Here is a 24979-nt window from a genome sequence, read left to right as displayed (position 1 = left end):
GCTGTCTGCGCCCGGCGAGGGGGCAGGGAGTTATCCTAAAATGCGCATCGGCGGCGAAGGGGCGACGAACGGGGCCACAATCGGCTATGATAGAGGTTTCTGTTTCCCGCTATGTTTAGTGAATCCATTTGTTATGAAACCATTGCGCCAACAAAATCGCCCTGTCATTAGCTACGTGCCGCGCGTGGAGCCTGCGCCCCCGGAACATGCCGTGAAAATGGACCATTTTCGCGATGTCTGGATTTTGCGCGGGAAGTATGTCGCTTTTCTGCTGATGGGGGAGCATTTCCGTCGCTCACCGGCATTCAGCGTGCCGGAGTCGGCGCAGCGCTGGGCTAACCAGGTGCGTCAGGAAGGTGAGATTGAAGCCTGAGTCGGCTGCAGAAATAAAAAACCGCTGAATGATCAGCGGTTTTTTTTGTGCTTGCCGTTTAGCGATGCGCCAGTTCGGCTTCTTCCTCGCTATCGAAGATCGATTTGTCGGTCTGGCGCAGCCACTGGCTGGTCAGCGTCCCGGCGGTCATTGAGCCGTTAACGTTCAGCGCGGTACGCCCCATATCGATCAGCGGTTCGACGGAGATGAGCAGGGCTACCAGGGTCACCGGCAGGCCCATCGCCGGCAGGACGATCAGCGCGGCGAAGGTCGCGCCGCCGCCCACCCCGGCGACGCCCGCCGAGCTGACGGTGACGATGCCCACGAGGGTGGCAATCCACATCGGATCCAGCGGGTTGATGCCCACGGTCGGCGCGACCATCACCGCCAACATTGCCGGATAGATACCGGCGCAGCCGTTCTGGCCGATGGTGGCGCCAAAGGAGGCGGAGAAGCTGGCAATCGACTCCGGTACGCCGAGACGACGGGTTTGCGCCTCAACGTTCAGCGGAATGGAGGCGGCGCTGGAGCGGCTGGTAAAGGCGAAGGTGATCACCGGCCAGACTTTACGGAAGTACTTCAGCGGGCTGACGCCGTTAATCGCCAGCAGCAGGCCGTGGACGACAAACATAATACCCAGCGCAATGTACGAGGCTACCACGAAGCCGCCAAGCTTGATGATGTCCTGCAAATTCGACCCGGCAACCACTTTGGTCATCAGGGCCAGCACACCGTAAGGGGTCAGCTGCATGACCAGACGAACCAGCTTCATTACCCAGCCCTGCAGGGTATCGATCGCGGTCAGCACGCGCTGGCCTTTTTCCACATCCTCTTTCAGTAACTTAAGCGCTGCGACGCCGAGGAACGCCGAGAAAATGACGATGCTGATGATGGAGGTTGGGTTAGCCCCGGTCAGGTCAGCAAACGGGTTCTTCGGCACGAAGGAAAGGATCAGCTGCGGGACGCTGAGATCCGCTACTTTCCCCACATAGTTGCTCTGGATGGCGTTCAGACGGGCGGTCTCCGCGCTGCCCTGGACCAGACCCTCGGCGGTGAGGCCGAACATATTGGTCACCAGCACGCCAACCAGGGCGGCGATCAGGGTGGTGAACAACAGAGTACCGATGCTCAGGAAGCTAATTTTCCCCAGCTGCGAGGCATTGTGCAGGCGGGCCACCGCGCTAAGGATGGAGGCGAAGACCAGCGGCATAACAATCATTTGCAGCAGCTGGACGTAACCGTTGCCGACGATATTGAACCACTGGATGGAATCCTTCAGCACCTGGCTGTCAGACCCGTAGATCAGCTGCAGCGCCAGACCAAATACCACGCCAGTCGCCAGACCGACCAGCACTTTTCTGGCCAGGCTCCACTGTTTATGGCGTGTTTGCCCCAGCGCAAACAGTAATACGGCGAACACGACTACGTTCGCTATTAATGGAAAGTTCATCCCCGTTCTCCTGATATTTTTATAACCTGGGCTGGTGGATAACCAGCTCTTATGACGGCAAGGTTAGCAGAAGGCGTTATCAAGGACTTATATTCAAATGGAATGGGTTATAACCAAATGGCGTTTTCCGCCGCTTTATCGCCCACTCTGGTGACTTATAAAGCGATTGAAGGTGATCTGCAGGGAATTGATCACCCCGGATGACCAGCGTATCGCGCTGTTATCCGCCAGCGTCTGCGGCATCCAGACGGCATAGACGAACAGCGCCATACACAAGGCGCGTTCGAGCTGATTGCCCTTGCGCGGCGCAAGGATCGGCAGCCGAAAGCGCCAGCGACAGGGCCACAGCAGCGGCACACCGGCGGGGGTGAGCATATCGGCGAGAATGTGGCTGAGATAGCCCAGCACCAGGCCCTGGAGAGCGTCTGCCGGGACAATCCAGCTGTCAGGCACTTTCAGATAGAACAGCGTCAGCGCGCCAAAGACGGCCAGCAGGCTGTGGGTGAAGCCGCGGTGGCCAAAGGCCCGCGCCACGGGCTTTGAGATCCAGCTCAGCCGCTGGCCAAGAAACGACTTGGGGTGATCGATGTCCGGCAGCAGGCAGGTCAATACCGCCGAGGGCACAATATGCCACCAGTCGCCCTGCGCCAGCACCGGCGTTAACTCTGCGTTTTTGGCAAATACTGCGCAGGCGATTGAAAAGAAGAGATGGCCTTCCGCCGTCATGATAACACACCCTAAACTGTCGATTCATACAGTATAGGGTTTTTATACAGTGTACGGAAGAGGTGACGGTGTAACTCTTTGTCACAAACTCTCAGCGCGCCAGCCATCCGCCATCGACGGCCAGCGTATAGCCGTTAATATAGTCAGCTGCTGATGAGGCGAGAAACACCACCGGCCCCTGCAGGTCTTTCGGCGCTCCCCAGCGACCAGCGGGAATGCGCTCGAGGATCGCCTGGTTACGCTCTTCATCTTCGCGCAGCGCCTGGGTGTTGTTGGTGGCCATATACCCGGGCGCTATGGCGTTGACGTTGATACCCTGGCCAGCCCATTCGTTGGCCAGCAGACGGGTCAAACCCAGCACGCCGGTTTTCGAAGCGGTATAGGAGGGGACGCGGATCCCGCCCTGAAACGAGAGCATCGAGGCGATGTTAATGATTTTCCCGCCTTCCCCCTGGCGAATGAACTGCCTGGCGACCGCCTGGCTGAGAAAGAAAACCGCTTTGAGATTCAGGTCGATCACCGCGTCCCAGTCGCTTTCCGTGAAGGTCAGGGCATCATGGCGGCGGATAATTCCGGCGTTGTTGACCAGAATATCGACCCGGCCCATCGCCGCCACCGCCTGGTCGACCAGACCGCTCATATCATTCTCTTGGCTGAGATCCGCCTGAATGGCGTGAAAGCGGCGGCCCAGCGCCAGCACCTGGGCGGCCGTATCATGGGGAATTTTACGGTTGATGCCGACGATATCGCACCCGGCCTGCGCCAGGCCCAGCGTCATTCCCTGTCCCAGGCCGGTATCGCAACCGGTCACGATGGCGACCTTACCCGTCAGGTCGAAGGCGTTCAGTACCATATTCACCTCTGTCAGCTGATCTACTGGCGTACGATGACGCCACCTGTGACCAGCATAGAGGGAGGAAAACAAAATTACAATTAAAATGAAACAATGTTTTGATTTTGTTGCCAGCGGCGTGACAGCGATTGTTACACCCGCCAGCGGTCTTAGCCGAGCAAGTTCTCAGCAGTGAGTGCCAGCAGTGACGGAAGCTTGACGTCCGCCAGCGCAAAGCGCGGGTCGCGGCTGTTCTCCGCTTCCGGCACCACGATAGACCGCATGCGCGCGGCTTTGCTGGCGATCATGCCGTTGACCGAATCCTCCAGCGCGACGCAGCGCTGCGGGTCGACTCCCAGGGCAGCGGCGCAGTTGAGGTAGACCTGCGGGTGCGGTTTGCTCCAGGGTAAATGCTCCGCGGAGGCGAGAGCATCAAACTGGTCGCGCAGTTCAAACATATCGAGCACTTTCTCCAGCATCATCAGCGGCGAGGCCGAGGCCAGGCCCACCTTTAAGCCCTGAGCTTTACACAGGGCCACTGCCTCGCGTACGCCCGGCAGCAGCGGGCGTGAGGCTTCCACCAGCTCAATGGCGCGACGAATGATGCGCGCGGTAGCTTCCGCCCGGTCTACGCCGTGCCACGGCTGCTGCGCGTACCACAGATCCACCACCAGGTCGATTCGCAGACCGAGCAGGTCGGGCAGTTCATCGCGGCGACGGGTATCCACTCCCAGGCTCTCCATGACCTCGACCTCCGCCTGATCCCAGAGCGGCTCCGAGTCAATCAGCAACCCGTCCATATCAAATATCGCGGCCTCAATGCGGCGCTTCGCTGACATATGTCCTTCTCCTGTTGCGTAATCAGATAAACGAATCGGCAATCATGGTATATCATACCGCGCATTATTGGGCGAAATTCGCCGTGGCAGATAGACTTATACCCGACATACTCGGGGGAGCGAGGGAAGCCAGCGCCACGCAACAGGCAGCAGGCGAACCACCAACGCGTCTTTAACAAGGGGAACTCATGACGTACCAACAAGCTGGACGCATAGCGGTTATCAAACGCATTTTAGGATGGGTTATCTTTATTCCCGCCGTGCTGTCGACGCTGATTTCTGTGCTCAAATTTATGTATGAGCACAGTGAAAAGAAACCCGGCATTGATGCGGTAATGATGGATTTTGCGCACGTGATGATTGAGATGATGCGCTTTAACACGCCGTTCCTGAACTTTTTCTGGTACAACTCGCCGCTGCCGGATTTTCACCATAGCCTGAACATCGGCTTCTGGATCATCTTCATTCTGGTGTTTGTCGGCATGGCCCTGCAGGCTTCCGGCGCGCGAATGGCGCGGCAGGCGAAATTTCTCCGCGAGGGGATTGAGGATCAGCTGATCCTCGAACAGGCTAAAGGCGCAGATGGGTTAACCCGCGAGCAGCTCGCTGAACGCATTGTGGTACCGCGCCATACGATCCTGGTGCAGTATTTCCCACTGTACGTGCTGCCGGTGATCGTGATTGTCATCGGTTACTTCTTCTTTTCGCTGCTGGGCTTTCTGTAAGTCAGGTGCCCGGCAAGCCGGGCACCTTCTTATTCCGCTGGCAGAGGACGTGGTTTTCCCTGATTATCAACGGCAACGTAGATAAACAGCGCTTCCGTCGCCTTGTAGCGCTGGCCAATCGGTTCTGAAGAAACTTTTTTCACCCACACTTCGATATTGATTGTCACCGAGGTGTTGCCGCGCTTCACGCAGCGGGCGTAGCAGCACACCACGTCGCCAACGGCGACCGGACGTAAAAAGGTCATCCCATCCACCCGCACGGTCACCACGCGACCCTGGGCGATCTCTTTGGCCATAATGGCGCCGCCAATATCCATCTGCGACATCAGCCAGCCGCCAAAAATATCCCCGTTGGCATTGGTATCCGCCGGCATTGCCAGGGTGCGTAAAACCATTTCGCCCTTTGGGGCGAGATCTGTTGTTGTCATGCTCTACTCTGCTGTGGTCAAAGACGATCAGCGGGATGCTACTATGAAAATAGCGCAGTGAGAATAGGGGAATACGCCCGCTGGCGCGGGCGCGGTGGTTCAGAAGGAGAGGGTAACGCCGGCGTAATACGCGCGGCCAGGCTCATTGTAGGTCGAGGCGCCGGCATTTTCGCGATACAGTTGTTTATCAAATAGATTACTTATTCCGGCATTCAGGCGAATATCCCGGTTTAGCTGATACTGAGTACCAATACCCACGATGGAATAGGCGCCAACCTCGGTGGTGGCAAGGGTTCCGGTTTCGTTGCGGATCTCCGCATACTGACGCGGCTTCTGACGGCCATAAAGCGTCCAGTTCACATTCGCAGACAGGGCGTCGTTTACCTGCCAGTCGAGCATCGTGTTAACGGTATATTTCGGGATAACCGACAGCGGGTTGCCAGTCTCTTTACTTTCAGATTTGAGCATCCAGGTGGCATTGGTCCGCCAGCTGAGGACATCTCTCAGCACCGGGATCAGCAGATTTCCTTCCAGCCCCTCGACCACGGCTTTGCCGCCGTTCTGCCATTGCAAAATATTATTGCCGCTGGAGGTATAGCCCAGTACCTCTGTTCCGGAGACGATTTTGTTTTTGTAATCGTTGCGAAACCAGGTGACTCCGGCAGCGTAACCATTAAGGTTAAATTCGATACCGATCTCTTTGTTGATACTGATCTCCGGGTCGAGGTCAGGGTTACCCAGCAGGTAGCAGCTGCCTTCAGCGATCGTGTTTGGACAACCGTTGCCGCGGGTGGAGAGCAAATAGCCTTTACTGGATTGATAGAGGTTTGGCGCTTTAAACACGCGCGCGATACCGGCCTTCAGCGTGAACATATCGCCGAGCTCCTGGGACAGATTGAGGCTAGGGCTCCAGTTACTGCCAAACTGATTATGATAATCGAAGCGAATGCCGGGGATCAGGTTGGTGCCGGGCACGGCTTCGATATTATCTTCCAGATAGATACCGGTGAGGGTGGCGCTGTTTTTGGTACTGCGTTGCGTAGGGTCGCCCGAGGTCCCAGGGATAGTCTCGCCGTTGCTGTTAGTGGCCTGCATCGATGCCGGGTCGTCGAGCTGATCATGGTTCCATTCCATTCCCAGCGTCAGCGTCTGGTCCGCCAGCCAGAAGAAAGGCACATTGAATTCCGAGGTAGTACGCCAGGATTCCAGACGGCTGGTGGCATAATCTTCACTGTTGATCATGCCTTCGACGCGGCCGGTAGAGCCTTCCTGCAGGCGGGTATTGTTGGTTTTCTCGTAGTAAACACCGGCTTTGGACTGACCCCAATCCCATAGACCGTTGTAGGTGAGTCCCCAGGACTGGCGATAGAGGCGATTTGTTTCGTGGCCGTACAGGGAGTCCACCAGCCCGTTCGGGCTAAGATTGCCGTTGCTGTACTGGGTATCACCAGCATAGATATTCCCCTGACGGCTATAGGCGTAGCTGAAATCGAGGATCTGTTGCGGGGTCATTTTCCATGACAGTAGCGCGTTAATGTCTTTATTGCGGACCCCTTCGCGCCCCGCAGCGTAAGAGCCGTTTTGCGCATGGTTAATATCCCAGGCGTCGGGTTCCGTTTTATTGATATTGCCATACAGGCGCATCGTCAGCGCCTCGCCGGCCAGTGGGCCGCTGAGATTGAAGTTAGCGCGATTGGTTGTGCCTTCTTTGTTGTTTTCCGGCTGGTTGGTGAAGAAAGACAGCGAACCGTGCCAGGTGTTGGTCGGACGTTTGGTAATGATATTGACCACTCCGCCCGCCGCGCCGGAACCATAGCGCGCGGCTGCCGGACCGCGGAGAACTTCAATCCGTTCGACCATTTCGGCAGGTACCCAGTTGCTGTCGCCCCGGGTATCGCGTTCGCCGCGCCAGCTATAGCGAACCGCGTTACGTGACGTGACCGGTACCCCATCTATCAGGATCAGGGTGTTCTCCGGCCCCATGCCGCGGATATCAATCTGGCGGTTGTTGCCCCGACTGCCGCTGGCGCTGTTGCCGGTCAAGTTCACCCCGGGCATTTTACGGATGATGTCTGAGAGATCGTTGACCGGCGGCTGCTTAGCAATATCCTCAGCCGTGATAATCGACACCCCGGGCTGTTGCTTAAGCGCCTCTTCCGCCGTACTGCGCACAATCATCGTTTCGGTATCTTGTTCTGATTCTTCAGCAAAGGCGTTAGGGGCGAGGAGACTGGATATGACCAGCGCCAGGGTCGTGGGCACAGAATATTGCGGCGATCTCATGTAAATATCCTTTTCAAAACAATGCAAAATGAGATCGAGAATATTAATGATAACAATTATCATTACAGTGTAACGAGATGAATCTCCATAAAATCCTCACAATTACCGCAACTTTTTATGCAGTTGAGAGAAATCGTGAAGAGAGCCTACACAGTGTGGCCGGGAAGCTGTCAGCGTATGCGCTGAGGTTGTGTGGTTGCAGGGAATGTTTGCCAGTGCAGTAAGCTTATAGGGGGCGAGCGCGGCGCGCGATGGCGCGCCGGCGGAGGGGTTAGTGGTGGTCGTCCTGCGGCATATGACGGTAGATGTAGATCCCGCTCAGCAAGGTAAAGACCAGCGTGAGGGCGGTTAAACCAAAGACCTTAAAGTTAACCCAGATATTCTGCGGCAGCCAGAAGGCGATATAGATATTGGCCAGCCCGCAGAGAATAAAGAACACCGCCCAGGCCAGGTTAAGTCGCGACCAGACCTGCTGCGGCAGGCTCAGCTCTTTACCCAGCATGCGCTGGATCAGCGGCTTTTTCATCACCCACTGGCTGAACAGCAGCGCGCCGGCGAACAGGGCATAGATCACCGTCACCTTCCATTTAATAAACTCATCATTATGGAAGAAGATGGTTAACCCGCCGAAGACGGCCACCAGCACGAAGGTGATCAGCGCCATTTTTTCCACTTTCCGGTAGCGCACCCAGCTGTAGATCAGCACGACGGCGGTCGCCACAATCAGCGCCGTGGTGGCGGCGTAGATATCGTAAAGCTTATAAAAGGCAAAGAAGACCACCAGCGGTAAAAAATCCAGAAACTGCTTCATACATCGATCCCGTCTTTCAGGACGGACCGGGGAAGGCCCCGGTCCTGGTTAAAATTAGCTGCGGATAAGCATATACACGCGGAATAAATAGATCAGCAACAGGGCGGAAATCAGGTTGCTGATGGTATTAATCACCACCGCGCCGACGTTTGGCGTCAGGGCGGCAAAGCTGGAAGCAAACAGTAACAGCAGGGTTTTCGCCACCAGCCAACCGATAATAGCCGGCGCCACCAGCCGCAGATTGGCCCACGCCAGGCGCATGCTGCTGCGCATGGCGCCGAGGATGCCCATTTTGTCCTGTACCAGCATGATCGGCGCAAAGGCCAGCACGATGGCCAGCAGCACGCCGGGCACCAGCACCAGCATCATCCCCATCTGCACCAGGAAGGTGGTGAACAGGATCAGCAGCAGCAGCTTGGGCAGCACCGGCGCCGAGGCGCCGATGGCGCGCAGGGCGCTAACGCGATGACCGGCGGAGACCAGCTGGATCAGCAGCAGGATGCCGCCGACGAGGATCGCATTACCTACCAGACCCGAGAAGGTTGATGCCGCCGAGGCGCGCAGCAGAACCTGCTGCTGCTCCGGCGTCATGTTCTGCACCAGCTCGAACAGCCCGGCGCTACCGGCGAGGTTATCGCCTTCGCTGAGTATCGACAGCTGCTCGTCGCTGGGTGAAAAGGCATGGCCAAGTACTACCGTAATAAACGCGCACAACAGCGCAATCAGTAAAATAGTAATGAACTGATTACGAAAAAAATTCCCGGTGTCACGGTAGACGGACTTCGCCGTGATAGACATGCATTCTCCTTGAGTGTCGCAGGTGTTAACTAGCCGGCGATTGTACCGCAAATCGTTCCGTCGTAGCACTCTCTGCGCCGGTCAGGGCAGGTATATCTTTGTAAAGAGGCCGCAATGGTGGCAGGCCGTAGCGCGCCCGCGCCCGGTTGCAGGCATCGTTTTCCTCGCCATTTTCCCCGGACATGGCGAATTCGCGACACGGCGAAGGCCGGTTTTCATAAATAGTGCAGTGAACGGCGTCGCCGATATCGCCAGACAGGGCCGCGCAGCGACTCTGGCGCTGGTTGGTGCCGCTCATGCAGCGCAGGAAAGGGGTCAGCGGTTCGGTCAGCGCGGAGGGCACCAGGCCGCCCGCATCGTCGGCTTCCGCCCAGTAGAAAGAGACTCGAAAATACGCACAACAGGCACCGCACGTCATGCACGGGTTGATTTCACTCATAATTACACCTGAAAAAAACGCATCAACACAGATTGTCGGCAGTTAACTTATCCAGCCGCCTCAGCGACGGCAAGAGGGGCAGAAATAAATTTTTGCGCGAAAAGTGAAAATTGATGTGCGAACAATTCAAGGCATTGCGATCGGTAGCAAAAATTAATCTGGATCAATAAATGTTAAATCTGAGGACTTAGTGTGATCTAAAACAGATCAAACGTAACTCGTTATAGGTATATTTGGCCGCGCTGAAAAACCATAATGAGGAAGTGGATATGAAGAAGTTAGCAGCGGCGGCATTGATTCTTGGCACGCTTTCTACCGGCAGCGTCTGGGCGCATGAGGCGGGGGAGTTTTTCATTCGTGCCGGGACCGCCACCGTCCGACCGACGGAGGGCTCTGACAATGTGTTAGGCAGCCTTGGCAGTTTCAACGTCAGTAACAATACCCAGCTGGGTTTAACCTTTACCTATATGGCGACCGATAACATTGGCGTGGAGTTGCTTGCCGCGACGCCATTCCGCCATAAGGTCGGCACCGGGCCAACCGGGACTATCGCCACCGTCCATCAGCTGCCGCCCACCCTGATGGCGCAGTGGTACTTTGGCGATGCGCAAAGCAAGGTGCGCCCGTACGTGGGGGCCGGTATCAACTACACCACCTTCTTTAATGAAGACTTTAACGATACCGGCAAGGCGGCCGGGCTTTCCGATCTGAGCCTGAAGGACTCCTGGGGCGCGGCGGGGCAGGTCGGCCTCGATTATCTGATAAACCGCGACTGGCTGCTGAATATGTCGGTGTGGTACATGGATATCGATACCGATGTGAAATTCAAAGCCGGCGGCGTGGACCAGAAAGTCAGCACCCGTCTGGATCCGTGGGTGTTTATGTTCTCCGCAGGCTATCGGTTCTAAATTCTTCTGTAAACTGGCCAACGGATGGCCAGTTCATTGTCTCGTCACACCTGTCTGCCGCAAGCCTCTGTCATCAACAGCGGATCACACTTCCGTCCACTGGCGCAGCAGGTTGTGATACATGTTGAGCAGGGAGAGGACCTCTTCTCCGTCGCCAAAGCGGGCCTTCAGAGACTGGATGGTGCGGTCCAGGTCGTAAAGCATCGCACGCTGCTTATCGTCGCGGACCATCGACTGGATCCACAGGAAAGAGGCCTGGCGGACGCCGCGGGTGACCGGGGTGACGCAGTGCAGGCTGCTGGCGGGATAGAGCACCAGATGCCCGGCCGGGAGCTTCACCCGATGTTGGCCATAGGTGTCTTCAATCACCAGTTCGCCACCCTCATAGCTCTCCGGATCGCAAAGGAACAGCGTCGCTGACAGATCAGTGCGCATCCAGCCCGCCTCGCCGTTCTGGCGAACGGCGCCATCGACGTGAAAACCATAGGTCTCCCCTGGCCCATAGCGGTTAAACAACGGCGCGGAAATCGTCCGCGGCAGCGCGGCGGAAAAAAACTGCGGATGGCCGCGCAGCATATCGAGCACAGCGGCCTGCAGGCGGGCATACAGCGGCGTTCGGGTATCGATCTGCTGGTTCTGTTTGACGGCCGCCCCCTGGCTACCCACCGTAACCCGCCCGTCGACCCACTCGGCCTGCGCCAGCTGCCGGGTAAATTCCGCCACCTGGTCTGTCGATAGCACGTCAGGAATGTGATACATCATCGCGGTGTTCTCTCTAAAAGGTGGGGCGCAACGGCCCCACGCGCAGACTCAGAAATGGACGTTCGCCGTCAGCATAAAGGTCCGGGGTTCGCCCGGATGATAGCGATAGCCGCTCTTGTTGATGGAGGCCACGTAATCGGTATCAAACAGGTTATACATATTGAGCTGCAGATCGAGGTTGCTGTTGACCCGATAGCCCAGTTTGGCGTCGGCAACCCAGTAGCCCTCGGTGTGATCCGGGGTACCGACCGCACCATCGCTGCCCCGGCGCAGGCTTCCGACATAGCGCACACCGCCGCCGACGGACAGATCGCTGGTGGCCTGATACTGCGTCCACAGCGTAAAGGCATGTTTCGGGGTGTAGGCCAGGGCGGAAGATCCATCCTGTGCAACGTTCTGTCCCTCCGTCACTGTCGCATGCTGCTGAGTGTAGCCGGCGATAATCGTCCAGTCCGGGGTCAGGTTTCCGGTCGCGGAGAGTTCATACCCCTCCACGCGCTTTTTGCCGTACTGCGACCAGGTTCCGTCATCGTTGGCGGCCACTTCGTTTTCAATATCGGTGCGGAATAATGCCGCGCTGAGCAGCAGACGGTTGTCGAAGATTTGCCACTTGGTGCCCAGCTCGCTGGATTTTGCCTTCTGCGGCTTAAAGTCGGTTCGGTTAGCGCTGTTGCCGCTGCCGCTGGCGGCCAGGGCGAAGCTGCTGCCTCCCGGCGGCTGCTGTGAGATGGCGTAGTTGACGTAGACATTGCCCTGCTCGGTTAAGCGGTACAGCGCCCCGGCTTTCCAGTTAACCAGATTGCCGGATTTAGCGGTATCGACAGTGGTGACCGGGCTGCCGGTCGACTGTCCGGGCGGGCAGGCGATAGCCCCGCGTCCGCTGCCGCCGCAGGCGGTGGCGCTGTCATATTTGGTATGGTAATTGTCGAGACGCAGCCCGCCGTTGATCTCAATCCGCTCGGTCAGCGTCAGCGTATCAAAGGCATAAATCCCGAAGGTATCGGTCTGGCCGTTGGCGTTCGCCCCGTTTCTGTCCAGCCCGCCAATCGACAGGTTGCTCACCGGATGGTAGAGATTCACCGCCGGCGCGGTCCTGGCGTTAACGCCATAGTTGGTCTGGTTTTCCCGGGTAAACTCCACGCCGGCGCTGACGTCATGGCCTATCGAGCCAGTATCGAAGGTCGAGGTGATATTGGTCTGGTTGGTCAGAATGCGGTTGCTGACATCTTTGGTATTAACCAGACGCGACCAGCTCCAGGTGTTGACGTCATTGATATCGGGGGCGGTGATATTGTTCGCGCCGCCCATCACCGCGGTCAAAAGATACTCCTGTTTCACTCGCGACCAGCGGGTGGTATTGCGCACGGTGGTATTCTCCGTCAGATCGTGTTCGAAGCGCAGGGTACCGCTGTCGGTAGTAGATTTATCGTAATCGGAGTCGGTGCCATAGAAATTGCTGGTATCGACCTTCCCGGTGGAGTTGAGTGCGGCATACTTCGGCGAAGGCGCCGAATAGCCCGGCAGGCCGACGGTAGGGATCCCGCCATCCGGGGTGTTGTTCTGCCGGACGTGCAGATAGTTCAGATACAGACGAGTTGGGGTATCAAGGCCGAAGGCTAGCGACGGTGCGATGCCATAGCGTTCGTTTTCAATGCGGTCCCGACCAGCGTCATGGGTTTTTTCCCCCATCAGGTTCAGACGGAACGCAGCGTTGTCGCTAAACGCCTGGTTCAGGTCGAGAGTGCCCCGGCGCGACCAGGCGCTGCCGATGCTGGCCGAGCCGTCGATCCCGGAGTCAAGGCGCGGCTGCTTGCTGATCATATTGATCGAGCCGGAGGGCGCGCTGCGGCCATAGTCCGTGCCGGCGGGCCCTTTGATGACTTCCACCTGCTGGCTATTGAAGGTATCGCGCGTCACGCTGCCGATGTCGCGAATGCCGTCCACATAGATGCTGTTAGAGGTATCCACGCCGCGCATAAAGATGGCATCCCCGGTGGTTGAGCTGCCATTCTCCCCGGCATAAAACGCCCCCACGCCGGGAACGTTTTTGAGGGCGTCAGTCAGGTTGGTGACGCCCTGATCTTTAATCACCTGTTCCGGGATCACGGTGATGGTGCGGGTGGTATCGACCAGCGGTTTATTGAACTTGGGATCGGCGGAAGCGCCGGGGGAGTAGAGTGAAGGCGGAGCGGCTTCCACTACCAGCGTCTCTTCACTATTTTTGACCGAATTTTCCGCTGCGATGCCTGCTGCCGGCGAGGCTCCCAGACACAGACCTGTAAACAATGCCAATGAGTTGAAACTGCCGAAAGGCAGAGAAGCGTTTTTTTCCATGATAAATGCAGGCTTATTTTTTGTTATGAGCACATATCACACCGCGCAAAAGCGACGTTATTCGTCGTCTGGCTTGCGCTGACCCGGTGTGATTCTATAAATGATAAAAAGAATAGTTATCATTTGCCTTAATATTTACATAGAAAAGTTAACCTTAAAACAACTTTCTTCACTTCGATTTACATAATTCACATTTTTTGAACGATAAAGCGGAAATATAGGGAATGTGCTGCAGAATAAGGTCGGTAGCAAGCCGCGCCGGGCGGGGTTAACTTCCGGGCGGCCATATGATGGTTGTTCCGGCACGGATCACCAGGGCACGGTACGGCCCTGGTAATCGAGATACTCCAGTCCCGGACGTTGCCGTTTGTCGAGCAGGACGTTCACCAGGCGTGGGATCGTCTCTTCGATGGTCAGCGGGGCATCTGCCCCGCCGAGCTCGGTGCGGATCCATCCCGGGGCCATCACCACCAGCGGATGGGAGGCCGAGGAGGGGCGAGCGGCGAAGCTGCGCATGAACATATTCAGCGCAGCTTTACTCCCGCGATAGAGTTCCCGCTGGCCGGTAAGGTTATTGGTCAGACTCCCCTGGCCGGAGGACATCACGCCGAGCAGCCCCTGCGGTTTAACTGCCTGCTGCAGGCGCTCGATAACCCGCATCGGCGCCAGGGCGTTTGTGAGCATCACCTGGTAAAACTCCTCGGTGGAGACGTCGCCAATGGTCTGCGATGGGTCACGATTGGTGGTGCCAGCATTGACAAACAGCATATCGAGGCTTGCCGGGGGAAGCGTCGCCTGCAGCGCGGCCAGCTGGGCTTCATCGCGGATGTCGAGCGTCGCCAGGCGTAGCCGCAGGGGATGCGTCTTGGCCAGGTCGTGGAGCGGCGTGTGGGATGATAAATCGCGCACGGTGCCGATGACCTCCCAGCCGTGCTGCAGGAACGTCGTCGCCATAGCATGGCCAAGGCCGCGCGAGGCGCCGACGATGAGGATAGTGTTGTGCTGATCGGATTTCATGATGTCTCTCGCTGCAGAAAGGAGGTCTTCACTATAATCAGGCCCGAGATCGGGCGGAAGACGCCGCCAGTGCACTCATATCTTGCAGCAAACGCCCTGTCTGGCGACTGGAGCGATAATGAACGATCCCGATTTTAATTTGCTGGCGGCCCTCGATCCGCTGCCGGTCAGTACCGAGGTGATTACGGTTTCGCAGGCGTGGCATCCGCGTCTGGAGCAGGCCCCGGCCACCGCTGGCTGCGGCAGCGGGTGCGTGAGGTGTGTCGCGAGTAAAAAAAAGCCCGCACAAGTGCGGGCAAAAATACTGGAAGCAATGTGAGCAATGTCGTACTGAATACCCGAGTGATTTACTCAACTATTCAGTGATGAGAAAGATAATATTTCTCATTTAAGATATCAACCCCATCTTTTGTGCGGAAGCGATTTTTTATCCTAGGGTGAAAACCGTGCGCTTCTGGCTGTCGTCCTGCGGCCAGGCCGCCGCGATCTCCTGCAGTGGCCGCGGGGTGGTGGCGATGGTCAATTTCCCCGGCACCGCCGCCTGCAGCATTTCGCCGGTCGCCGCCAGCAGCTGCGATACCGACAGGCTACCGATCCCGCTGCCCATCAGCAGGAGCGGGGCGGAACGCAGCACTGCGCCATTTAACGCGATATCGGCGCCAGCCAGGGAACCCACCTGCACATAGCGCACCGGACTGCCGGCAGGGGTATATTTCGCCAGTGCCGGCAATAATAATTCCGCGCTATGTCCCCACAGGTAATCGATGACCACATCGATCTGCGCGGCGCTGACCGCTGAAAATTGCCCGCTCAAGGTTTTATCATCAGCGGTTAACTGAATACACTCATCGGCGTCCAGCGCCGCGAGCGACTGCGCATTGCGCCCGGTTGCAATGATTTTTTTCGCCCCCAGATAGCGGGCAATCTGCACCGCCAACTGACCGGCGCTGCCGGTGGCGCCATTAATCAGCACCGTTTCGCCGGCCTGAAGCTGGGCGCGTGTCACCAGCGATTGCCCACGCGGACATACCGGGGTTGGCCATCGCCGCCGCCTGGATATCATCGAGCGCATCCGGCAGCGGCAGACAATTCTGCAGGGCGACCGGCGCCCGCTGCGCCATACTGCCGAAGGGGGCGGTGGGGAAGGCGAAGTAGACGCGCTGGCCCTGAGGTGTGGTGCCGACGCCATCGATACCGGGCACAAAGGGCAGATTGCCGTCGAAGCTGTAATGGCGTCCGGATGCCCGGGCCTTAACCACATGGCTTATCGCGGCGGCGCGGACGTCAATGAGCGTCTGGCCGGGCGCGGGCTGCGGGTCGATAAAATCGGCCCAAACCGGGCCTTCTGCGAGGTCAAAAACCACGGCTGCTTTCATAAATTATCTCCTGTCGGGAATTATGTGTAAAATACACATATTGTTTTGCAGCACTATACGCGGAAAATTAATACATGCAAGATGCACATAATGACTACGACATTACCGACTTTCACGGCGCGCTGCTGGATATCATCAGCGTAATGAACCAGCCGCTGCGCGATGAGCAGATCCTGCAGGCAGCCGGCGTCCAGCTGGAACAGATGCTGTTTCCGCTGCTTGTGGCGGTAGGGCGCCATGGCCCGGTGGGGGTGGTTGAACTGGCGGATCATTTAGGGCGCGATTACACCACCGTCAGCCGCCAGGTGAAAAAACTGGAAGCCCAGGGACTCGCCTGTAAGCAACCGAACCGTCATGATCGACGGATCAGCGAAGTGACGCTTAGCGCCAGCGGACAACAGATGATCGACAGTATTGCGGTAGCGCGGCGGCGGTTAATGAATCAGGTGCTGGCGCAGTGGCCGGAAGATGAAGTGCAGGCGCTGTTTCGCTTAACGCGCAAATACGCCGACAGTTTGCAGCAACCAGGCTAAATTCTCGTGTGTTGCCGCCTGGCGCAACAATTAGCTTTTGCGTCACAACTCACGGGTCAGTTCGTCGATGTTGTCGGAAAGTATCTCCAGCAGGGATCTCACATAGAGAGTGTTGTTTCCCTGATGCCACATCGCGCTGAGGGGGAGCCCTTCGACATGCTTTTTCGGCGTGAGCGCAAGGTATTTCACGCCGTCGGCATTCATGTCTTTATAGGACGCTGGCACCAGAGCAATGCCGAGTCCTGCGGCAACAAAACTCAGGATAGTCTGCTTCTCTTCAGCATACTGCGCGATGACAGGCATGCTGCCCCCCTCTTTGAAAATATTCATTGTCAGGTCATGGCTGTGACGCCGGGTGCGTCTTTCCGGCAAGATAACAGGCTCGTGCCGAAAGTCATCGATACTGACTTCATCATAACTGACCAGCCGGTGGTTAGTGGGCACGGCGAGCACGCAAGTTTCATTGGCAATAAATCGCGTTGTCAGCATGGCATCAATGTGTTCCGGCGGGCGCACAAAAACCACATCCAGCCACCCTGAAATGAGTCGGGGGATAAGTTTGTGAGATTTATCTTCTGTAAGATGAATATCTGCTTCAGGAAAACGCCTGACGAAAAGATTAAGCAATTCAGGAAGTAATCCTTTGGCTGCGCTGTCGATAGCCCCGATCCGCAACGTTCTTTTCTGCAACAGGCTATTTTTCCGGAATCGCTGCCGTAGCGCATCGAAATCAGCAATGACCGTTTTGGCCTCATTTAAAAAGGCGGCGCCTTCAGGTGTTAGCGACACGTTGCGGGTCGATCGATTCAGTAGCCTGATCCCCAAATCATCTTCCAGTAGCTTAATAAAGCGACTCAGTGACGCAGGCATCATTTCGAGTTTACGGGCAGCCCGGCCAAAGTGAAGCTCATCACCTAACACCACAAAGCAACGTAGCTGATTTATATCCATTTTTTCACCAAAACCTGATTATACAAATTATTTATATAAAGCCGAGCCGATGATAAAGCGGTTCAAAACTTCATACTGGGATTATTACAAAACGATAACAACCCTACATCACTATGGAGCATCCCGTCATGAAAAACGACCTCGAAAAGAAGGTGATGCGTAAGGTTACCCTGCGCATTATTCCTTTCATCATGCTGCTGTACTTCATTGCCTTCCTTGACCGCGTCAACATTGGCTTTGCCGCCCTGACCATGAATCAGGATCTGGGATTTTCACCCACCGTTTTTGGTCTGGGCGCTGGAATTTTCTTCCTGGGTTATTTTCTGTTTGAGGTACCGTCAAACTTAATTCTTCATAAAGTGGGCGCCCGCATCTGGATCGCCCGCGTCATGATTACCTGGGGATTCGTCTCTGGCTGCATGGCTTTTGTGCAGGGCACGACGAGCTTCTACATTCTGCGTTTTCTGCTCGGCGTGGCGGAAGCCGGTTTCTTCCCGGGGATCATTCTCTATCTCAGCTACTGGTTTCCTGCCGCCAGGCGTGCGCAGGTCACTGCCATCTTTATGGCCGCAGCTCCCCTGTCGACAGCACTGGGATCGCCGGTTTCGGCCGCACTGCTGGAGATGCATGGCTTCCTTGGCTACGCCGGCTGGCAGTGGATGTTTGTACTGGAAGCTTTGCCGGCGCTGGTGCTCGGTGTTGTGGTTCTGTTCTTCCTGACGGATCGTCCGGCCAAGGCCAAATGGCTGACTGATCAAGAGCGTGCCTGGCTGGAAAACGCCATGCAAGACGAGGAGCGGGCACGGGCGGCAAAACAGAGCCATTCCAGCGCATGGCGAGGGCTAGCGGATATACGCGTCCTGGCGCTGGCGCTGGTCTATTTCGGTACCTCAGCCGGGCTGTATACGCTTGGCATCTGGTCCCCGCAAATCATTCGCAGTTTCGGTGCTTCCTCGCTGGAGATTGGTTTCCTGAACGCCTTTCCGGCGGTGATCGGCGTCATCGCCATGATCCTCTGGGCGCGTCATTCCGATCGAACCAAAGAGCGCAGCTGGCACGTCATTGGCGCCTGCCTGCTGGCGGTTGCCGGGCTGATATACGCCGGTAATGTCAGCACATTGTTTACCGTAATGGTCGCCTTAACGCTGGTCACCGTGGGGATTAGCGCATCAAAACCCCCTTTGTGGAGCATGCCAACCCTGTTCCTCAGCGGCCCGGCTGCGGCCGCTGGCATTGCCGCTATCAACTCCATCGGCAACCTCGGCGGTTTCGTTGGCCCGATGATGATTGGCGTGATCCGCGAGCAAACCGGTAGCTACAGCTGGGGCCTGTACTTTGTCGCCGGATTGCTGGCGCTCTCGGCCCTCGTGGTCATGATTCTTTCTGCCAGAGCGAACAAATCGCCGACGGCAGAGCTTCCACATCCTCATACTCATTAACTGGAGAAGTAACGATGCGTCACTACAAAATTGCTGCCATCCCTGCGGACGGTATCGGACCGGAAGTCATTTCGGCAGGTATTGAAGTCTTGCACGCGCTGACGCGCCACGATCCGCAACTGAAATTTGATATAGAGACCTTTGACTGGGGGTCAGACTATTACAAAAAACATGGCGTGATGATGCCGGAAGAAGGGCTGAACATGCTGAAAGCATTTGATGCCATTTACTTCGGCGCGGTGGGGGCCCCGGATGTCCCTGACCACATCACACTCTGGGGCCTGCGGCTGCCTATTTGCCAGGGCTTTGACCAGTACGCCAATGTGCGACCCACCAAAATTCTGCCGGGCGTCACTTCACCGCTGCGCAACCGCGGGCCTGGCGATCTTGACTGGGTCATCGTGCGCGAAAACTCCGAAGGTGAATATTCTGGTAACGGCGGCCGTACCCACCGTGGTTTACCTGAAGAAGTCGGTACCGAAGTGGCAATCTTTACCCGTGTTGGGGTGACACGCATTATGCGCTATGCCTTCAGACTGGCACAGTCTCGTCCACGTAAACTGCTGACCGTGGTGACCAAATCCAACGCCCAGCGCCATGGTATGGTGATGTGGGATGAGATTGCCGCTGAAGTGGCGCAGGAATTCCCGGATGTGCAGTGGGACAAAATGTTGGTCGATGCCATGACGCACCGTATGACGTTGCATCCCCAAACCCTGGATACCATCGTTGCCACCAATCTGCACGCCGATATCCTTTCCGATCTGGCTGGCGCGCTGGCGGGTAGTCTGGGCGTAGCGCCGACCGCGAATATTGATCCTGAACGCCGCTTCCCTTCCATGTTCGAACCGATCCATGGTTCCGCATTCGATATCACCGGCAAAGGGATTGCGAACCCCATTGCCACTTTCTGGACCGCGGTACAGATGCTTGAACATCTGGGCGAACGCCATGCCGCTGCGCTGATTATGGAAAGCATTGAGTATGTGTGTGAAAAAGGCATTCTGACGCCAGATGTCGGTGGCTCAGCCAATACCGCGGAGGTGACACGCGCCGTGGTGCACTACATTGACGCTAAAGCTGACATTGCCGAGACCGCATAAACATGAATAACGAACAGGCTGCAGAGATCCTGCAGGATATCTTTCAACATGCGGTCAACAGTGCCCGCGCCGGGCCGGTGACCCTGGCTAACCTGCCGGAAAAACCTCGCGGCCGTTGTGTGGTGATCGGTGCGGGTAAAGCGTCCGCGGCAATGGCGGCTGCCGTGGATGCGGCCTGGCCGGATGTGGCGGTGTCGGGCGTGGTGGTGACGCGTTACGGTTACGCGGTTCCTGCGGGCCGCATCCGCATTATTGAGGCGGCTCATCCCGTATCAGATGCCATGAGCGAGGTTGCCGCAATGCTGATTGTGGAGACGCTGCGCGGTTTAACTGCCGATGATCTGGTGCTGGCATTGATTTCAGGGGGAGGGTCGGCGCTGATGGCGCTGCCCGCCCCGGGGTTAACGTTGGCAGATAAGCAGACCATCACCCGGGCCCTGCTCCATAGCGGGGCCAGCATCAAAGAGATGAATCTGGTACGTCGTCATCTCTCAGCGGTGAAAGGCGGAAAGCTGGCGACCATGGCGCAACCGGCGCGCATCGTATCACTGATTATCAGCGATGTGCCTGGCGATAATCCGACGGACGTAGCGTCTGGCCCCACCGTTGCCGATAACAGCGCACCACGTGATGCGCTCCGGGTACTGCAGCGGTATGGCATTGCGATACCGAAGCCCGTTAGCGAACGGCTAAACCAGCCGGCCGGCCCGGTGGAAAACGCCGCGACAGGCGAGGTCAGGCTTATCGCCACGCCGGCGATGGCGTTAGCGGCGGCGGCTCTGGCCGCACGACAACATGGGTTCACCCCCCTTATTTTGGGGGATGCTATAGAAGGTGAAAGCAGGGAAGTGGCGGTGGTCATGGCCGGTATGGCGAGATCGGCGAAGCAGTATGGTCACCCGATTTCAGGGCCTGCTGTGCTGTTGTCAGGTGGCGAAACCACGGTGACAGTAAACAACACTCAGCCTGGAAAAGGGGGCCGCAATACCGAGTTTTTACTCAGTCTGGCCTGTGCGCTCCAGGGGGAACACGGTATCTGGGCCATGGCGGGAGATAGCGATGGTATTGATGGCACAGAAGATGCCGCAGGTGCGATCGTCTTCCCGGATACGCTTGCGCGCGGCAAGCTGAGCGGTCTTAATGCAGTGCAATATCTGGATGGCCATGATAGTTACTGCTATTTTCACGCGCTTAATGATTTGCTGATCACCGGCCCGACGTTAACCAACGTCAATGATATTCGGGCAATATTGATTGCCTGACTGTATCGCTCTCCTGTGCCAGGGAGAGCGATATTTTTCCCTTTCAACATAGTTCAAATCTTCGGTATCCGCCCGCCATCCATTTCCACGCTAAAGCGCATCGCCTGGCGTCAAGGTGTCGATCATCGGTCCGTCTGATGTGTTGGCGTGCAAGATGACATGGAAAGGAAGGTAACGCGTGGAAATCGCCGCCTGGCGCGATGCCAGGCGGCTGATGGTCAGGCGGTTTTGGTCGCTGCCTTCAGGCTCTGGACGAAGGCTTTCAGCTCGTCGAGCATGGTCTGCGGCTCATCGAGGTGGCGTTCGATGATTTTGACGATGGCGGAACCGGAGATAGCCCCGGCGGCTCCGGCGTCAATAGCGGCGCTCACCTGCTCCGGCGCGGAGATACCAAAGCCCTGCAGCGGCGGCGCGGCGTGATATTCCGCCAGCTTCTCCACCAGGTGGTGCAGCGGAAGCGCGGCGCGATTTTCCGCACCCGTCACTCCGGCGCGCGACAGCAGATAGGTGTAGCCGCGGCCATAAGAGGCAATCTGGCGCAGTAAATCGTCATCCGCATTGGGCGGGCAGATGAAAATCGGCGCGATGTTATGGCGCATCGCCGCCTGGCGGAACGGGGCGGACTCTTCCACCGGCACGTCGGCCACCAGCACCGAGTCGACGCCGACGCGGGCGCACTGGGCATAGAACGCATCGATGCCCGGGCTGAAGACGAGGTTGGCATATATCAGCAGGCCGATTGGGATGGTCGGATGCTTCTGGCGGATCGCCGCCAGCATCTCAAAGCACTGCGCCGGGGTCACTCCCGCGGCGAAGGCGCGCAGGGCCGCGCCCTGGATGGTCGGGCCGTCCGCCAGCGGGTCGGAGAAAGGGATCCCCAGTTCAAGGGCATCGGCGCCGCCTTCGATCAGCGCATCGATAATTTTCAGCGACTGCTCCGGTCCCGGATCGCCAAGGGTGACAAAGGGGACGAAGGCGCCTTCCTGGCGATTTTTCAGTTGGGCAAACAGCGTCTCATAGCGTTCCATCAGATTTCCCCTCGCGCTTTCAGGATGTCATGTACGGTGAAAATGTCTTTGTCGCCGCGGCCGGAGAGATTAACCACCAGCAGCTGCTCTTTTTCCGGGTTCTCGCGCATCATCTTCAGCGCGTGGGCCAGAGCGTGAGAGGACTCCAGCGCCGGGATAATCCCTTCGTGGCGGGAAAGCGCTTTAAACGCGTCCAGCGCTTCGTCGTCGGTGATCGACACATAGTCAGCGCGACCGGTGCTGTTCAGAAACGCGTGCTGCGGCCCAACGGACGGGAAGTCCAGCCCGGCGGAAATGGAGTAAGACTCTTCGATCTGGCCGTCGGCGGTCTGCATCATCGGCGACTTCATACCGAAGTAGATCCCAACGCGGCCATGCTTCAGCGGCGCGCCGTGCTCGCCGCTCTCGATACCGTGTCCGGCGGGCTCCACGCCGATCAGGCCGACGTTGGTTTCCTCGATAAAATCAGCGAACATGCCGATGGCGTTTGATCCGCCGCCGACGCAGGCGATCACCGCGTCCGGCAGGCGGCCCTCTTTTTCAAGGATCTGCGCTTTGGTCTCTTCGCCAATCATGCGCTGGAATTCACGCACAATCGTCGGGAACGGGTGCGGACCGGCGGCGGTGCCCAGCATATAGTGCGCCTTTTCGTAGCTGCCGGACCAGTCGCGCAGCGCCTCGTTACAGGCATCTTTCAGCGTGGCGGAGCCGCTGTGCACCGGGATCACCTCGGCGCCCATCAGGCGCATACGGAACACGTTCGGCGACTGGCGCTCGACGTCCTTGGCACCCATGTAGATACGGCATTTCAGGCCGAGCAGGGCGCTGGCCAGCGCTGAGGCGACGCCGTGCTGACCGGCGCCGGTCTCGGCGATAATTTCAGTTTTGCCCATCCGTTTGGCCAGCAGAGCCTGGCCCAGCACCTGGTTGGTTTTGTGCGCGCCGCCGTGCAGCAGATCTTCGCGTTTCAGATACAGGGTGGTGCGGGTGCCTTCGGTCAGATTCCGGCATTTGGTCAGGGCCGTCGGACGACCGGCGAGTTTTTCAGCAGGTCGGTGAATTCCGCCTGAAAGGCCGGGTCCTTCTGCGCGCTGACAAAGGCTTCTTCCAGCTGGCGCAGGGCGGGCATCAGGATCTGCGGCACATACATGCCGCCGAATTCGCCGAAGTAGGGGTTCAGTAAAGTGCTCATTATTGCTCCTTAATATGCGCGCAGCGTCTGGAATACCGAGGCCAGCTTGCTGGCGTCTTTAATCCCGGGTTGCGACTCTACGCCTGAATTGAAATCGAGTCCGGCACAGCCGCTTTTGGCCGCTTCCACACAGTTATCGGCGCCGAGGCCGCCCGCCAGCATGACGTTGCGCAGATCCTGGCCCTGCAGCAGGCTCCAGTCAAAGCGCTGGCCGCTGCCGCCCTGGCCGTTGTCGAGCAGGTACTTGTCGACATGGTGGAGCGTACGGGCCGGGAAGGTTTCGCCGACGCTAAGCGCTTTCCAGATGCGGACTTTGTCCGCGAGGGCGTCGCGCAGCGCGTCGATATAGGCCTGGTCTTCATCACCGTGCAGCTGCACGGCGGCCAGCCCCAGAGCCTGCGCGCGGACGACCACCTCCTCCAGCGGCGCATTGCGGAAGACGCCGACGTACTGCAGCGGCGCAGCGGCGATCACCGCTTTGGCCTGGGCGTCATTCACCGCTCGCGGCGAGGTCGGGACGAAGATCAGCCCACCGTAAATGGCGCCGGACTCCCAGGCCACCTGGGCATCCTGCGGGCGCGTCAGGCCGCACACTTTGTTCTCGCCGAGCAGCACGCGTTTAACCGCCGCTTCCAGATCCGCCTGCTCCATCAGGGCGGAGCCGATCAGGAAGCCGTTGGCGAAGTGGCTCAGCTCGCGCACTTCGGCATAGGTATGGATGCCGGATTCGCTGATCACCGTGACATCCGGGCCGAGACGCGACGCCAGCTGACGGGTGCGGTTAAGGTCAATCGACATATCGCGCAGGTCGCGGTTGTTAATGCCCACCACCTTCGCCTTCAGGGCGATGGCGCGCTCCAGTTCCTCTTCATTGCTGACTTCGGTGAGCACGCCCATATTCAGGCTGTGAGCCACCGCCGAGAGCTGACGATACTGTTCATCGTCGAGCACCGAGAGCATCAGCAGGCAGGCGTCGGCCTGATAGTAGCGCGCCAGGTAGATCTGGTAAGGGTCGATGGTGAAGTCCTTACACAGGATCGGCTGCGGCGCGACCTGGCTGACGATCGGCAGGAAATCGAAGCTGCCCTGGAAATATTTCTCATCACACAGCACCGAGATCGCCGAGGCGTAGTGCTTGTAGATGCTGGCGATCGCTGCCGGATCGAAATCCTCGCGAATCAACCCCTTCGACGGCGAGGCCTTCTTGCACTCGAGAATAAACGCGGTGCGGGTGCCGGCCAGCGCGTCATAGAAATTGCGCTGCGTCGGGACGATCTCATTCTGAAAACTGGCTAACGGTTGTTGTTGTTTGCGGGCTTCCACCCAAATCGCTTTGTCGGCAACGATTTTTGCTAAAACGGTTTGCATTA

General features: G+C 57.7%; 23 protein-coding genes and 2 pseudogenes. 8 read left to right on the top strand and 17 right to left on the bottom strand.

Annotated elements, in window-relative coordinates:
• The first annotated feature begins 118 nt into the window (after positions 1 to 118).
• A complete protein-coding gene (gene cedA, locus HMPREF1024_RS0126980) occupies positions 119 to 373 on the top strand; it encodes a cell division activator CedA (RefSeq protein ID WP_008807754.1) in 255 nt (84 codons plus the stop codon).
• Positions 374 to 431: 58 nt separating this feature from the next.
• Here cedA and HMPREF1024_RS08545 read toward each other — a convergent pair whose 3' ends face one another.
• The 4 genes from HMPREF1024_RS08545 to hxpB all read right to left on the bottom strand — a co-directional run bounded on the left by HMPREF1024_RS08545 (position 432) and on the right by hxpB (position 4220).
• Complete coding sequence (locus HMPREF1024_RS08545; RefSeq protein ID WP_004151918.1) at positions 432 to 1823, bottom strand: L-cystine transporter; 1392 nt, start codon at positions 1821 to 1823, stop codon at positions 432 to 434.
• 135 nt (positions 1824 to 1958) lie between these two features.
• Complete coding sequence (locus HMPREF1024_RS08550; RefSeq protein WP_002901611.1) at positions 1959 to 2549, bottom strand: metal-dependent hydrolase; 591 nt, start codon at positions 2547 to 2549, stop codon at positions 1959 to 1961.
• 91 nt (positions 2550 to 2640) lie between these two features.
• On the bottom strand, positions 2641 to 3402 hold the full coding sequence (gene kduD / locus HMPREF1024_RS08555) for a 2-dehydro-3-deoxy-D-gluconate 5-dehydrogenase KduD (RefSeq protein WP_009309111.1): 762 nt from the start codon (positions 3400 to 3402) through the stop codon (positions 2641 to 2643).
• Positions 3403 to 3551: 149 nt separating this feature from the next.
• Complete coding sequence (gene hxpB, locus HMPREF1024_RS08560) at positions 3552 to 4220, bottom strand: hexitol phosphatase HxpB (protein WP_004140335.1); 669 nt, start codon at positions 4218 to 4220, stop codon at positions 3552 to 3554.
• Positions 4221 to 4408: 188 nt separating this feature from the next.
• Here hxpB and HMPREF1024_RS08565 point away from each other — a divergent pair, with 188 nt between their 5' ends.
• Positions 4409 to 4945 carry a YniB family protein gene (locus tag HMPREF1024_RS08565; RefSeq protein ID WP_002901627.1) on the top strand — a complete coding sequence of 179 codons (537 nt, stop codon included), beginning with the start codon at positions 4409 to 4411 and terminating at the stop codon, positions 4943 to 4945.
• Between the two features lie 29 nt (positions 4946 to 4974).
• Here the strand turns inward: HMPREF1024_RS08565 and yciA are convergent, their stop codons facing one another.
• From yciA to HMPREF1024_RS08590, 5 genes are all read right to left on the bottom strand, one after another.
• Positions 4975 to 5373: an acyl-CoA thioester hydrolase YciA gene (gene yciA / locus HMPREF1024_RS08570; RefSeq protein WP_002901629.1), complete on the bottom strand. Its 399-nt coding sequence runs from the start codon at positions 5371 to 5373 to the stop codon at positions 4975 to 4977.
• Positions 5374 to 5472: 99 nt separating this feature from the next.
• A complete protein-coding gene (locus HMPREF1024_RS08575; protein ID WP_004179434.1) occupies positions 5473 to 7656 on the bottom strand; it encodes a TonB-dependent siderophore receptor in 2184 nt (727 codons plus the stop codon).
• A 271-nt stretch (positions 7657 to 7927) separates the two neighbouring features.
• Positions 7928 to 8467 carry a septation protein A gene (locus HMPREF1024_RS08580; RefSeq protein ID WP_002901631.1) on the bottom strand — a complete coding sequence of 180 codons (540 nt, stop codon included), beginning with the start codon at positions 8465 to 8467 and terminating at the stop codon, positions 7928 to 7930.
• A gap of 54 nt (positions 8468 to 8521) precedes the next feature.
• Positions 8522 to 9265 (bottom strand): YciC family protein, encoded by a 744-nt coding sequence (locus HMPREF1024_RS08585; RefSeq protein ID WP_009309110.1) that lies wholly within the window; start codon positions 9263 to 9265, stop codon positions 8522 to 8524.
• A gap of 25 nt (positions 9266 to 9290) precedes the next feature.
• Positions 9291 to 9704, bottom strand: a complete 414-nt coding sequence (locus HMPREF1024_RS08590; RefSeq protein ID WP_002901633.1) for a YkgJ family cysteine cluster protein — start codon at positions 9702 to 9704, stop codon at positions 9291 to 9293.
• Positions 9705 to 9973: 269 nt separating this feature from the next.
• Between HMPREF1024_RS08590 and ompW the strand changes: the two genes are divergently transcribed.
• The gene (ompW, locus tag HMPREF1024_RS08595) at positions 9974 to 10612 is read left to right on the top strand and encodes an outer membrane protein OmpW (protein WP_002901634.1); all 639 of its coding nucleotides are present in this window, start codon (positions 9974 to 9976) and stop codon (positions 10610 to 10612) included.
• Positions 10613 to 10696: 84 nt separating this feature from the next.
• Here the strand turns inward: ompW and ybiX are convergent, their stop codons facing one another.
• From ybiX to HMPREF1024_RS08610, 3 genes are all read right to left on the bottom strand, one after another.
• Entirely contained in the window at positions 10697 to 11374 is a 678-nt protein-coding gene (gene ybiX / locus HMPREF1024_RS08600) for a PKHD-type hydroxylase YbiX (RefSeq protein WP_004140326.1), read from the bottom strand.
• A gap of 48 nt (positions 11375 to 11422) precedes the next feature.
• The gene (locus HMPREF1024_RS08605) at positions 11423 to 13708 is read right to left on the bottom strand and encodes a catecholate siderophore receptor Fiu (RefSeq protein WP_009309109.1); all 2286 of its coding nucleotides are present in this window, start codon (positions 13706 to 13708) and stop codon (positions 11423 to 11425) included.
• 309 nt (positions 13709 to 14017) lie between these two features.
• Positions 14018 to 14725: an SDR family NAD(P)-dependent oxidoreductase gene (locus tag HMPREF1024_RS08610; RefSeq protein ID WP_004176498.1), complete on the bottom strand. Its 708-nt coding sequence runs from the start codon at positions 14723 to 14725 to the stop codon at positions 14018 to 14020.
• A 118-nt stretch (positions 14726 to 14843) separates the two neighbouring features.
• Between HMPREF1024_RS08610 and HMPREF1024_RS08615 the strand changes: the two genes are divergently transcribed.
• On the top strand, positions 14844 to 15044 hold the full coding sequence (locus tag HMPREF1024_RS08615) for a hypothetical protein (RefSeq protein ID WP_004151911.1): 201 nt from the start codon (positions 14844 to 14846) through the stop codon (positions 15042 to 15044).
• Positions 15045 to 15152: 108 nt separating this feature from the next.
• Here HMPREF1024_RS08615 and HMPREF1024_RS0126975 read toward each other — a convergent pair.
• Positions 15153 to 16101: pseudogene (locus HMPREF1024_RS0126975) on the bottom strand (zinc-binding alcohol dehydrogenase family protein).
• Positions 16102 to 16175: 74 nt separating this feature from the next.
• On the opposite strand from HMPREF1024_RS0126975, the gene HMPREF1024_RS08620 reads away from it, so the two are divergent.
• Positions 16176 to 16634, top strand: a complete 459-nt coding sequence (locus HMPREF1024_RS08620) for a MarR family winged helix-turn-helix transcriptional regulator (protein ID WP_004210757.1) — start codon at positions 16176 to 16178, stop codon at positions 16632 to 16634.
• Between the two features lie 42 nt (positions 16635 to 16676).
• Here the strand turns inward: HMPREF1024_RS08620 and HMPREF1024_RS08625 are convergent, their stop codons facing one another.
• Entirely contained in the window at positions 16677 to 17585 is a 909-nt protein-coding gene (locus tag HMPREF1024_RS08625; RefSeq protein ID WP_004183698.1) for a LysR family transcriptional regulator, read from the bottom strand.
• Between the two features lie 128 nt (positions 17586 to 17713).
• Here HMPREF1024_RS08625 and HMPREF1024_RS08630 point away from each other — a divergent pair, with 128 nt between their 5' ends.
• From HMPREF1024_RS08630 to HMPREF1024_RS08640, 3 genes are read left to right on the top strand one after another with little or no spacing between them, the layout of a single operon-like run.
• The gene (locus tag HMPREF1024_RS08630; RefSeq protein WP_009309106.1) at positions 17714 to 19024 is read left to right on the top strand and encodes an MFS transporter; all 1311 of its coding nucleotides are present in this window, start codon (positions 17714 to 17716) and stop codon (positions 19022 to 19024) included.
• A gap of 14 nt (positions 19025 to 19038) precedes the next feature.
• Positions 19039 to 20127: a tartrate dehydrogenase gene (locus tag HMPREF1024_RS08635; RefSeq protein WP_002901724.1), complete on the top strand. Its 1089-nt coding sequence runs from the start codon at positions 19039 to 19041 to the stop codon at positions 20125 to 20127.
• Between the two features lie 2 nt (positions 20128 to 20129).
• Positions 20130 to 21389, top strand: coding sequence for a glycerate kinase (locus HMPREF1024_RS08640; RefSeq protein ID WP_004179454.1), 1260 nt, complete (start codon positions 20130 to 20132; stop codon positions 21387 to 21389).
• A gap of 218 nt (positions 21390 to 21607) precedes the next feature.
• On the opposite strand, the gene trpA is transcribed toward HMPREF1024_RS08640, so the two are convergent.
• The 3 genes and pseudogenes from trpA to trpCF all read right to left on the bottom strand — a co-directional run bounded on the left by trpA (position 21608) and on the right by trpCF (position 24977).
• Positions 21608 to 22417, bottom strand: coding sequence for a tryptophan synthase subunit alpha (gene trpA / locus HMPREF1024_RS08645; protein ID WP_009309105.1), 810 nt, complete (start codon positions 22415 to 22417; stop codon positions 21608 to 21610).
• Positions 22417 to 23609, bottom strand: a pseudogene (gene trpB, locus HMPREF1024_RS0126970) (tryptophan synthase subunit beta). Before trpB ends, trpA begins: the two are co-directional and overlap by 1 nt.
• A 9-nt stretch (positions 23610 to 23618) precedes the next feature.
• A complete protein-coding gene (gene trpCF / locus HMPREF1024_RS08650; RefSeq protein ID WP_009309102.1) occupies positions 23619 to 24977 on the bottom strand; it encodes a bifunctional indole-3-glycerol-phosphate synthase TrpC/phosphoribosylanthranilate isomerase TrpF in 1359 nt (452 codons plus the stop codon).
• Positions 24978 to 24979: the final 2 nt, after the last annotated feature.

This window comes from Klebsiella sp. 4_1_44FAA (assembly GCF_000238715.1).
Lineage (GTDB): Bacteria > Pseudomonadota > Gammaproteobacteria > Enterobacterales > Enterobacteriaceae > Klebsiella > Klebsiella pneumoniae.
The sequence above is the reverse complement of the archived record's forward strand: the minus strand, read 5'-3'. Positions and strand labels throughout refer to the sequence as shown.